This window comes from Streptomyces lomondensis (assembly GCF_014651035.1).
Classification (GTDB): domain Bacteria; phylum Actinomycetota; class Actinomycetes; order Streptomycetales; family Streptomycetaceae; genus Streptomyces; species Streptomyces lomondensis.
The window spans coordinates 728,364-739,504 of the sequence record NZ_BMWC01000003.1 but is presented as its reverse complement, the minus strand read 5'-3'; the positions used below and the strand labels follow the sequence as shown (position 1 = coordinate 739,504).

Here is an 11,141-nt window from a genome sequence, read left to right as displayed (position 1 = left end):
ACGTAAGGGACAACTGTCCGCTTAACAAGGGCCGAGTTTCGGCCACGACCACCAGGAGGGCGAGTGCGGCCGAAGAAGGACGCTCCCCTGCGCTCGGACGCGCAGCGCAACCGCGAGCGCATCCTGGAGGTGGCGGTGGTCGAACTGACGCGATCGGCGGACGCCCCGCTGAGCGCGATCGCCAAGAAGGCGGGTGTGGGGCAGGGGACCTTCTACCGCCACTTCCCCAGCCGTGAGGCACTCGTCCTGGAGATCTACCGCCACGAGATGCAGCAGGTGGCCGATTCCGCGGCTCCTCTGCTGGAGAGCCGGGAACCCGACCGGGCGCTGCGCGAGTGGATGGACCGGCTCGCGCGGTTCGCCATGACCAAGGCCGGCCTGGCCGACGCCATACGCCAGGCCACCAGCGCCCCCGGAAAGCCGGCGAAACCGGGACACGCCCCGGTGACCGAGGCGGCCGAACTCCTGCTCCGCGCCGCCGAGCAGGCCGGCGCCATCCGCCCGGGGATCACCGCGGACGATCTCTTCCTCGCCATCGGCGGCCTCTGGACGATCGACCCCCACGACGACTGGCAGCCACGCGCCACCTGGCTGCTGGACCTCGTCATGGACGCACTGCGGGCGGGGGCGCCCGGGCGGTGAACGGCCGCCCGGGGCGCCGGGCGCCTGAACGGTGAACCGCCGATCCCCGCGCCGGACCCCTCGACAGTGAGCCACCGATTCGCGCACCGGGCCCCCCGACAGGAACCGCCGGGTCGGCGCGCCGGGCGCCTGAACGGTGAACCGCCCATCCCCGCGCCGGACCCCTCGACAGTGAGCCACCGATTCGCGCACCGGGCCCCCCGACAGGAACCGCCGGGTCGGCGCGCGGGGCGCTGGACGGTGAACCGCCGATCCGCGCGTGGGACGCCTGGACGGTCAACCGCCCATCCCCGCGCCGGGCCCCTGGACAGTGAACCGCCCATCCCCCCACCGGCCCCTGAACAGTGAGCTGCCGATCCGCGCGCGGGGCGCCCGGGCCGGGAGCCGGCGATCGGTGGTCTGGGCGTCCCGGCGGGGAAACCGTCCGGTCCTCAGGCGACCGCCGTCGGCGCCAGTTCCCGCAGTTCCGCAAGGGCCGCCGCCACCGCCGGGCGGGCGTGGCCGGCGCCCCGGGTGCAGGTCAGGAGCTTGCGGTGGGGGTTGCCGGTGCAGCGGACCCGGACGATCGGCAGATGCGGGGTCAGATGGGCCAGGCGCGGGACGAGGGCGACGCCGAGCCGGTGCGCGACGAGGTGCGCGGCGACGTTCCAGTCCAGGGCGTGGTGGACGACGTCGGGGGTGAACCCGGCCGCGCCGCAGGCGGACAGCACGTGCGGACGGCAGGGGCTCTCCTCCACCGGCGCGATCCACGGCTCGCGCGCGGCCTCCGCGAGGTCGATCCGGGCCCGCCCGGCGAGCCCGTGCTCCTCGTGCACGACCAGGTCGAACGGGTCGTCCAGCAGCGGCCGCTGGTCGAACCGCTCGTCGCTCAACGGCGGGTTGCGCGGAGTGGACTCCACGACCGCCAGGTCGGTGACGCCCTCGAAGAGAAGGTCGAAGCTCTCCGGGACACCCGCCTCGGTGATCCGTACGGACAGCCGCGGATGCCGCTCCCCCAGCCGGGCCGCCATCGGCGCCAGCAGCACCGAGACGGCCACCGGGAAGCCGGTCACCCGCAGCACCCCGGAGGGCGCCCCGTGGTCGGCCCGCAGGTCGAGTTCGGCCTGGTCCCAGCGGGCCTGGATGGCGTCGGCGTGCGCGAGCAGGCTCTCGGCGGCCGGGGTGAGACGGACCCCGCGGCCCTGCGGCTCCAGCAGGTCGACGTCCAGGTCCCGGGCGAGCTGCCGGATCTGCTGGGAGGCGGCGGACGGGGTGAAGTGCAGGGCCCGGGCGGCCGCGGTGACCGTGCCGTAGTGGGCGACCGCCCTGAGGACGTGCAGTCGGCGCAGGTCAATCATGAAGGTCAGGCTTCACAATGACATCCATAAAGTCAACCTGGACGTGTACGGAGACCTCGACGCACCCTGGCTGTGTCGCGACGGTCAACACAGCCACGACGTACGAGGAGTCAGTCATGAACAGCACCAGCGCCACGGCCTGCCCGCACTGCGGCTGGCCGGACGGGGGCGAGCCGTTCCAGGTGCTGTCCCGGCACACCACCGCGACGGGCCGCACGGAGTGGACGCGCTGCGGGTGCGGCTCGCTTCAGGTCCGGGTCGTCGACGGGGGCGGGACGCGCGTGGTCTCCCGGAGCGGGCCGGCGGATCGGTCAGGCGCGGTGCGCCACTGACCGCTCAGGCGCCGCGCGCCGAGGTCCGGAGCCTGCTCGCGACCGCGTCCATGACCTGCGCGTATCTTGGGGGCGCCGACGGCTCGTGGACGGGCACGCGCGCGTACCGCCGGTTCGGACGGTTCGGATGGTTCCGACGGTTCGTATGGTTCGGACGGTCCCGGGTGTGGGCGCCGGTCGCCGTACTCACCGCCATGGCCCTCGCCCGCCACCGCAGCGCCACCCGCCGAACGGCGGGCAGGTTCCGCCGCTCGGCGGCGTCCGCTGCCGGGGGCGGTGGACGGACCATGGCTGCCCGAGCCGCCGCGACCTCGCGTGAGGAGACGCCATGACGCACGTACCGCCCCCGTTCGACCCCGAACTCGCCGGGGCCCTGGAGCTGATCAAGGACATGATCCGCCCGGGGCTCACGCCCGACGAGATCGGCGAGGTGCGCCAGGGCCCGGGCATCCAGATGCTGGCCGACCTGGACCTGACGTTGGGCGGCGTGTTCGAGGTGGAGGACCGGCAGGTGCCCGGGCCGGAGGGCGAGCCGGACATCTCCGTGCTGATCTGCCGCCCGGCCGCTCCGGCGGTCCCCGGGCCGCTGCCCGTGATCTACCACGTGCACGGCGGCGGCATGATCATCGGGAACAACCGGGTCGGCATCGACGGCCCCCTGGAATGGGCGCGGACGCTGGACGCGGTGGTGGTGTCCGTGGAGTACCGGCTGGCGCCGGAGCATCCGCACCCCGCGCCGATCGAGGACGTGTACGCCGGGCTGCTGTGGACGGCGGACCACGCCGCCGAGCTCGGCGGCGACCCGGAGCGGATCGTCGTCGCGGGCGCCAGTGCCGGTGGCGGGCTGTGCGCGGCCCTGGCGCTGCTCGCCCGGGACCGCAAAGGGCCGCAGCCGATCGGGCAGATGCTGTTGTGCCCAATGCTCGACGACCGCAACGACTCGCCGTCGACGTACCAGATGGCGGGCCTGGGGTGTGGGACCGCACCGCCAACGAGACCGGCTGGACCGCGCTGCTGGGCGAGCGGCGCGGCGGGCCCGACGTGCCGGCGTACGCGGCACCGGCCCGGGCCGAGGACCTGACGGGGCTGCCCCCGGCCTTCCTGGACGTCGGTTCCGCGGAGACCTTCCGCGACGAGGTCGTCGCCTACGCCTCGCGCATCTGGCAGGCCGGCGGCGTGGCCGAACTGCACGTGTGGCCCGGCGGGTTCCACGGCTTCGACGGCTTCGCCCCTCAGGCGGCGCTCTCCCAGACGGCGCGGGCGGCACAGCTGGGATGGCTGCGCAGGCTGTTGGCCGTGTGAGGCCGGGGGCGGCCCGGGCCGGCGCGCGGCAGGGGGCGAATGGATCGCTCAGCGGCGTCCCGGAGCGCCCCGCGCGGACCCCCACCGCGTGCCCCCGCCGGGGACCTCGCCGGGACCCTCGCCGGGGACCTCGCCGGGCACGAGCGGCTCGCACACCGGCCGCATGCCGCACCATGGGCACATGAAAGAGCTGGCCGGGCGCCTGACCGCGCTCGATCCGGATGCCGGGGCGGCGGTCCGGGTCATCGCCTACTTCGACCGACTGGCCGAGTCCAGGGCCGGTGTGGAGGCACTCGTGCGCGGTGCCGCCGTACTGGCCGGCTGCCCCGCCCGGCTGGTGGATCCCGAGCGCCGCGTGCACGTCCGGGTCGAGTCCGACGGCACACGACGGGACGCCGAGCTGCCACCGGATCCCGCCTGGCCCTCCGCCCGGCTGGCCCCGGACGGTGCCGCGGTCCTGTGGCTGGAGCGCGGCGGGGCGACGCCGGCCGGCGCGGGCGACGCGGAGCGGGCGGAAGGCGTTCCCGCCTTCACCAGGACCGCACCCGGCCGGCGCGGCACAGCCCCCGCCGCACCCACGCCCAGCGTCGTCGACGCCGTGCTCCTCGAACGGGCCGCCGGTGCCCTGCGGCTCGTGCTCGACCGTACGCGCGGCCGGGCCCCCGCCGACGACCCGGCGCTGGTCGAGACGCTGCTCGACGGCACGGCGCCTGAGCGGGCCCGGCTGCACGCCGCCCGCCGCCTCGGGCTGGACCCCGCCGTCCCGGTCCGGGCACTCGCCCCGCTGCACGACCGGCCCCGGGTCGTACGGGCCGACACCGTGTCCGTGCCGGCCGTCGCGGACTGGGCGGCGCCCTCCCGGGGGAGCGACTCGGCACACCCGGCGGCCGCGCAGGTCAGACCCCGTCCCCCGGCGGCCGCGCAGGCCACCCCCCGTCCCCAGATCAGCACCAGCACCAGCACCGCCCCAACCGTGGCCGTCGCCGTCACCCGTCCCCCGGACGTCCGCTGCCCCGCCGGGCGGCTCGGGGTCGGGCCCGCCGTTCCCGTGCTCGAACTGCCCCGGTCCTGGGAGGCGGCCCGTACCGCCCTGCGGTTCACCGCCGAGGGGACCCCGCAGGACCCCGGGCCCCGGGTCGTGTACGCCGACGAGCTGGGCGGCATCGCCCTCCTCGCCGGCCTCGTCGCGCCGGGCGCCGAACCGCCGCCCGACGTCCGTGTCCTGGAGACGGCCGCGGCCCACACGCCCTGGCTGCTGTCGACCCTGCACGCGGTCGCGTCCACGGCGAGCCTGCGGGCGGCCGCCGCCGGGATCAACGTCCACCACTCCACGCTCCAGGACCGGCTGACCCACGCCGAGCACCTGCTCGGCTGGCCGCTGCGCACCCCGCAGGGCCGGCTCCGGCTGCAACTGGCGCTGGCCATGCGGCACCTGGCCCGGCCGTCGTGATCCGGATCGCGTCCGGGGCCCGCGCCGCCGCCCGCCTCCTGGGGGAGACTGTCCGGGCGCCCTCCCGCCCGAGGTTCAGGAGCATGACGCATGAGTGTGCAGCGGTATCCCCTGGCCGGGGTCACGGTGGTCAGCCTGGAGCAGGCCGTGGCCGCGCCCTACGCCACCCGGCAGCTCGCCGACCTCGGTGCGCGGGTCATCAAGGTGGAGCGGCCGGGCGGCGGTGACTTCGCCCGCCGGTACGACACGACCGTGCACGGCCACTCCAGCTATTTCGTGTGGCTCAACCGCTCCAAGGAGTCCCTCACGCTGGACCTGAAGGACCCGCGCGGCCGCGAGATCCTGCACGACCTCCTCGACGGCGCCGACGTGTTCGTGCAGAACCTCGCCCCGGGCGCCGCCGCCCGGCTCGGCCTGGACACCGCCGGCGTCACCGGCCGCCGCCCCAACCTGATCGCGTGCACGATATCCGGCTGGGGCACGACCGGCCCCTGGTCCGACCGCAAGGCCTACGACCTGCTGGTGCAGTGCCAGACGGGGCTGGTCTCCCTGACGGGAACCCCGGAGGGGACCGCCCGGACCGGCATCTCCGTCGCCGACATCGCCGCCGGGATGTACGCCTACAGCGGCATCCTCACCGCCCTGTACACCCGCGCGGTCACCGGCGAGGCCCACCCGGTGGAGGTGTCCCTGTTCGAGGCGCTCGCGGAGTGGATGGGCCAGCCCGCCTACTACACCCGGCACGGCGGCACCCAGCCCCCGCGCCTCGGCACCCAGCACGCCACCATCGCGCCGTACGGGACGTACACCGCCGCCGACGGCAGGGAGGTGCTGTTCTCCATCCAGAACGAGCGGGAGTGGGCGGCCCTGTGCGCGGAGTTCCTCGGCCGGCCGGAGCTGGTCGACGACCCGCGCTTCGCCACCGCCTCCGACCGGGTCGCCCACCGCGAGGAGCTCAACACCGTCGTCGCCGGCCGCTTCGCCCGCTCCGGCTCCGACGAGATCCTCAAGGACCTGGAGCGCATCGGCATCGCCTGCGCCGGCGTCAACGACGTCGCCGCGTTCCTGGACCACCCGGTGCTGGCCGCCCGGGGCCGCTGGACCGAGGTCGGGGTGCCGGGCGGCACGGTGGAGGCCCTGCTCCCGCCGGCCGACCTCGCGGGCCTGCCCGCGCGCATGGACCCCGTACCGGCGGTGGGCGAGCACACCGAGGCGATCCTCACCGAACTGGGCCGGACCGGCGAGGAGGTGGCGGCGCTGCGCGCGGACGGCGTCGTCTGAGCCCCGGCCGGGACGGGACAGGACCTACCCCCGGCCGGGACAGGACCTACCGGGACCCGGCCTCGCGGCGCGCCTCCTCCTCGGCCTGCTGCTGCTTCTTCGAGGCCCGCAGGCTGGTGATCGTGGTGACGGTCAGCACCAGCACGATGAAGCCGAGCGAGAAGGGGATGCTGATCTCGGGGACGTGCACGCCCGACTCGTGCAGGGCGTGCAGCACCAGCTTGACGCCGATGAAGCCGAGGATGATCGACAGGCCGTAGGAGAGGTGGACCAGCTTCTTCAGCAGGCCGCCGATGAGGAAGTACAGCTGGCGCAGGCCCATCAGGGCGAAGGCGTTCGCGGTGAAGACGATGTACGGGTCCTGCGTCAGGCCGTAGATCGCGGGGATGGAGTCGAGGGCGAACAGCACGTCGGTGGAGCCGATCGCGAGCATCACGACCAGCATCGGGGTCATGATCCGCTTGCCGTTCTCGGTGATGAACAGCTTGGTGCCGTGGTAGCGGTCGGCCACGCCGAAGCGCTGCTCCGCCATCTTCAGCAGCTTGTTCTCCTGGTACTCCTCCTCGTGCTCCTCCTTGCGGGCGTCCTGGACCAGCTTCCAGGCGGTCCAGATCAGGAAGGCGCCGAAGATGTAGAACACCCAGGAGAAGGCGGCGATGATCGCCGCGCCGGCCGCGATGAACACGGCCCGCAGCACCAGGGCCATCAGGACCCCGATCATCAGCACTCTCTGCTGGTACTGCGAGGGCACCGCGAACTTCGCCATGATCAGTACGAAGACGAAGAGGTTGTCGACGCTGAGCGACTTCTCGGTGATGTAACCGGCGAAGAACTCGCCCGTGGGCCCGCTCCCACCGTAGTACCAGAGCCCCAGCCCGAAGAGCACGGCCAGGACGATCCACACCACCGTCCAGGTCCCGGCTTCCTTGATGGACACATCGTGGGGCTTGCGGCCGACGAAGAAGTCGACGGCGACGAGCACGCACAGGACTGCCACGGTCAGCAGCCACACGGACAGCGAGACGTTCACTTGTTACTCCTGATGCAGGGGTGGGAATGGGACATCGTCGTCCGTGTGGCTGGTTTTCGCCACTCCTGACAGGTGAACAAATGGTCAAAGCTGCACGTGGAGCGCTTCCAGGACGTCCTGGTCCGTCAGCTGGTCGAAGTTCTCGTACCACAGGCCGACGGCCATGAACGCGGCCGGCTGGTGCAGGCAGATCACCTCGTCGGCCTCGGCGCGCATCAGCTCGGCCGCCTCCGGAGAGCACACCGGCGCGGCCAGCACCACCCGTTCGGGCGCCTGCCGGCGTACGTATCGCAGCGCGGCCCGGGCGGTGGATCCGGTCGCCAGTCCGTCGTCGACCACGATGGCGGTCCGTCCGCGCAGGTCGGGCGCGGGCCGGCCCTGCCGGTACAGCCGCTCGCGGCGGCGCAGCTCCGCGCGTTCCCGCTCGATGACGGGGGCGAGGGCCGCCTCGCTGAGGCCGAGGTGGCGCAGCGTGTGCTCGTCGAGGAGCGGCACCTCGTCCCCGGCCATCGCGCCGACCCCGAGTTCCTCCTGGAAGGGCGCCCCGATCTTCCGTACGACGAGGACGTCCAGCGGGGCGCCCAGGGCCCGGGCGACCTCGCGCCCCACGGCGACCCCGCCGCGCGGCAGGGCCAGGACCACGGGATCGGGCAGGGCCCCCTCGCTCTGCCGGCTACGCAGCTTTTCGGCCAGTTCCCCACCGGCCTGCCGGCGATCACGGAACCGCATGACGGTCACCTCTGCTTCCGCACACCGACGGCGCCTCGGTCCGGCACCCGCGTACCCCCAGCCCACCGGACAATGCACACCTTCCGGACCTCCGTCACACTCGGAACGCGGGGTGTTTCCGGTCGGGCGGTACAGGCAACCCGGGACCGTGCGCGCGGCACGCACCGTACGCACGGCACGGCCCTGTCCGGGCCGGCGGCGCCCCGGGCCACTGAGCAGACTCCGACGCGACGGGAGCACCCGGATGACCACTGCCCCTTCCCATCCGCAGCTCGCCCGGTCGGGCCCGCGCATCGGCGTGCTGGGTTCGTACGGCGGCTTCAACATCGGCGACGAGTCGATCCTGACCTGTGTCCTGCGCTGCCTGCGCGCCCAGCGGCCCGACGCCCGCCTGGTCGTCTTCAGCCGGAACGCCGAGCACACCCGCGCCCATCACCCGGGCGCCGACGAGGTGGTGGACTGGGAGGGCGTCAGCCGCAACCGGGTCGTGGACACCCTGGCCTCGCTGGACCTGCTGGTCCTGGGCGGCGGCGGGATCCTCTACGACGGCGAGGCGCGCCGCTATCTGCGCCTGGTGCGGGCCGCCCAGGAACGCGGGATCCGCACGTTCTCCTACGCCGTCGGCGCGGGGCCGCTGCGGGAGCCCGACGACCGGGAGGCCGTGCGCACGGTGCTCGCCGAGATGGACGACGTCGTGGTGCGCGACGAGGAGTCCAAGCTGGTGCTGGAGGAGGTCGGTGTCGAACGCGACGTCGTGGTCACGGCCGATCCGGCGCTGCTGCTGGAGCCGGAGCCGTTCACCGACGAGATGATGCGCCACGAGGGCGTGCCCACCGACTCCCGTCTGGTGGGGATGTCGGTGCGGGAACCGGGCCGGGCGGCCGAGAAGCTGGACGAGGGCGACTACCACGCGCTGCTCGCCGACGTCGCCGACTTCCTGGTCCGCCGGCTGGACGCGCACGTGGTGTTCCTGCCGATGGAGCGGCACGACGTACGGCACGCGCACGCGGTGCTGTCCCACATGACCGCTCCCGACAAGGGGCGGATCCTGCACGGCTCGTACAGCCCGGGGCAGGTCCTCGGCTTCATGCGCCATCTGGACCTGGCGGTCGGGATGCGCCTGCACTTCGTGATCTTCGCGGCGCTCTCCGGGCTGCCGGTGCTGCCGCTGCCGTACTCCGGCAAGGTCTTCGACTTCGCCCGCCGGATGGGCGCCCCGGCCCTGGTGGGCGTGGCGCGGGAGCAGGCCGGGCTGCTGCTGGCGGAGGTGGACCGGCTGTGGGACGAGTACCCGCAGCGCCGGGAGGACCTGCACTCCCGCGTCCGGGAGCTGTCCACGCAGGCCCGGGAGACCTGCGTGCGCTGCGGTGTGCTGCTCGACGAGATCGACGGCCGGGCCGGCGCGTCCGCGGAGCCGGACGTGCCCGCGGAGGCGGCCGCCGGGGCGGACCCGGCGGTGAGCGCGGGCCCGGACCCGGCCTCGGATGCGGAAGCGCAGCCGCCGCGTCCGCCCACCGCCGAACCCCGCCCGCTGGGCGTGTGACGCCGGCGCCGAAGCCGAGGCCCCGCCCGCGGGAGGACACCCATGCCGATCCTGCAAGAACCGCGCAAGCCCCGCACGGTCACCCTGCCCGCACGGCCGGCCCGGCACGGCGGACGGACCGAGGTGCTGGTGGTCGGCGGCGGCCCGGCCGGGTTCGCCGCCGCCGTCGCGGCGGCCGACGCCGGGGCCGATGTCGTCCTGGTGGAGCGCTACGGGTTCCTCGGGGGCAACGCGACCGCGGCGCTGGTCATGCCGCTGATGTCGTTCCACAACGAGCACAAGCAGGCCACGTTCACCGAGGACGGCGAGGACTCACGGCTGCTGCCCACCGACCACGGCGAGGGCGAACCGGTCGTCCAGGGCGTGCTGTGGCGGCTGCTGGACCAGCTCATGGGGCGCGGCGGCTGCCTGAAGCCGTCGCCGAAGACCGGATATACGGTCCCCTTCGACCCGGAGCTGTTCAAGCTGGTCCTGCTCGACATGATGGACGAGGCGGGCGTGCGGATGCTCTTCCACGCCTTCGCCTCCACCGCGCTGCGCCTGGAGGACGGCTGGCGGGTGGTGTTCGAGACCAAGTCGGGGCCGGTGGTGATCGACGCCGACGTGGTCGTGGACGGCACGGGCGACGGTGACGTGGCGGCGGCCTGCGGGGCGCCGTACGAGATCGGCCGGCCGGAGGACGGGCTGGTGCAGCCGATGACGCTGATGTTCCGCGTCGCGGACTTCGCGCGGCCGGACTTCGCCGCGTACGTGCGCGAGCATCCCGACCAGTGGCGCGGGGTGCACGGTCTGTGGGACCTCGTGGAGGAGGCCCGGGCGGACGGCGATCTGCGGCTGCCGCGCGAGGACATCCTGTTCTTCGCGACCCCGCATCCGCGCGAGCTGAGCGTCAACAGCACCCGGGTGACCAGGGTGCTCGGCACCAGCGTGTGGGACCTGACCCGGGCCGAGTACACCGCGCGGCGCCAGCTCGCGCAGATCGACCGCTTCCTGCGCACCCGCGTGCCCGGCTTCGAGGAGTCGTACGTGGTGCAGAGCGGCACCCACATCGGCGTCCGGGAGACCCGGCGCGTGGTGGGCGACTACCAGCTCACCGGCCACGACATCCTGGCCGCCCGCCCCTTCCCGGACGTCGTCGCGCACGGCGCCTACCCCGTCGACATCCACAACCCGCGCGGCTCCGGCACGGTCCTGAAGCGGGTGCCCGCGGGCAGCTTCTACGACATCCCGCTGCGCTGTCTCGTGCCGCAGGGCACCGAACGGCTGCTGGTGGCGGGCCGCTGCATCTCGGGGACGCACGTGGCGCACTCGTCGTACCGGGTCATGCCGATCGCGATGGCGACCGGACAGGCGGCGGGCGTGTGCGCGGCGCTGACCGTCCGGCTCGGGCACGGTCCGCGGGGCGTGCCGTACCGGCTCGTGCAGCGGGAACTGCTGCGGCAGGGCGCCCGGTTGCGCATCGACATACCGGTGAGCGGCTGAGCGCCCGGCCGCC

9 protein-coding genes and 1 pseudogene are annotated in these 11,141 nt (G+C 74.0%); 7 read left to right on the top strand and 3 right to left on the bottom strand.

Going from position 1 to position 11,141, the window contains the following annotated elements; translation table 11 throughout:
* Nucleotides 1-63 precede the first annotated feature (63 nt).
* Nucleotides 64-642: a TetR/AcrR family transcriptional regulator gene (locus IE255_RS14850; RefSeq protein WP_190050698.1), complete on the top strand. Its 579-nt coding sequence runs from the start codon at nucleotides 64-66 to the stop codon at nucleotides 640-642.
* Nucleotides 643-1,073: 431 nt separating this feature from the next.
* Here IE255_RS14850 and IE255_RS14845 read toward each other — a convergent pair whose 3' ends face one another.
* Complete coding sequence (locus tag IE255_RS14845) at nucleotides 1,074-1,979, bottom strand: LysR family transcriptional regulator (protein ID WP_190050697.1); 906 nt, start codon at nucleotides 1,977-1,979, stop codon at nucleotides 1,074-1,076.
* Between the two features lie 116 nt (nucleotides 1,980-2,095).
* Between IE255_RS14845 and IE255_RS14840 the strand changes: the two genes are divergently transcribed.
* The 4 genes and pseudogenes from IE255_RS14840 (at nucleotide 2,096) to IE255_RS14825 (ending at nucleotide 6,344) form a co-directional block, all read left to right on the top strand.
* Nucleotides 2,096-2,311 (top strand): hypothetical protein, encoded by a 216-nt coding sequence (locus IE255_RS14840; RefSeq protein ID WP_190050696.1) that lies wholly within the window; start codon nucleotides 2,096-2,098, stop codon nucleotides 2,309-2,311.
* Nucleotides 2,312-2,639: 328 nt separating this feature from the next.
* Nucleotides 2,640-3,613 (top strand): annotated as a pseudogene (locus IE255_RS14835) (alpha/beta hydrolase).
* A gap of 181 nt (nucleotides 3,614-3,794) precedes the next feature.
* Nucleotides 3,795-5,063, top strand: coding sequence for a helix-turn-helix domain-containing protein (locus IE255_RS14830; protein WP_190050695.1), 1,269 nt, complete (start codon nucleotides 3,795-3,797; stop codon nucleotides 5,061-5,063).
* Nucleotides 5,064-5,153: 90 nt separating this feature from the next.
* Nucleotides 5,154-6,344 carry a CaiB/BaiF CoA transferase family protein gene (locus tag IE255_RS14825; protein ID WP_190050694.1) on the top strand — a complete coding sequence of 397 codons (1,191 nt, stop codon included), beginning with the start codon at nucleotides 5,154-5,156 and terminating at the stop codon, nucleotides 6,342-6,344.
* Nucleotides 6,345-6,390: 46 nt separating this feature from the next.
* Here the strand turns inward: IE255_RS14825 and IE255_RS14820 are convergent, their stop codons facing one another.
* Both IE255_RS14820 and IE255_RS14815 read right to left on the bottom strand, forming a co-directional pair.
* Nucleotides 6,391-7,374, bottom strand: coding sequence for a TerC family protein (locus tag IE255_RS14820; protein ID WP_190050693.1), 984 nt, complete (start codon nucleotides 7,372-7,374; stop codon nucleotides 6,391-6,393).
* Between the two features lie 84 nt (nucleotides 7,375-7,458).
* Nucleotides 7,459-8,103, bottom strand: coding sequence for a phosphoribosyltransferase (locus IE255_RS14815; protein WP_190050692.1), 645 nt, complete (start codon nucleotides 8,101-8,103; stop codon nucleotides 7,459-7,461).
* Nucleotides 8,104-8,347: 244 nt separating this feature from the next.
* On the opposite strand from IE255_RS14815, the gene IE255_RS14810 reads away from it, so the two are divergent.
* Both IE255_RS14810 and IE255_RS14805 read left to right on the top strand, forming a co-directional pair.
* Complete coding sequence (locus IE255_RS14810; protein ID WP_190050691.1) at nucleotides 8,348-9,646, top strand: polysaccharide pyruvyl transferase family protein; 1,299 nt, start codon at nucleotides 8,348-8,350, stop codon at nucleotides 9,644-9,646.
* Between the two features lie 42 nt (nucleotides 9,647-9,688).
* Nucleotides 9,689-11,128: an FAD-dependent oxidoreductase gene (locus IE255_RS14805; RefSeq protein ID WP_190050690.1), complete on the top strand. Its 1,440-nt coding sequence runs from the start codon at nucleotides 9,689-9,691 to the stop codon at nucleotides 11,126-11,128.
* The last annotated feature ends 13 nt before the right edge of the window (nucleotides 11,129-11,141 follow it).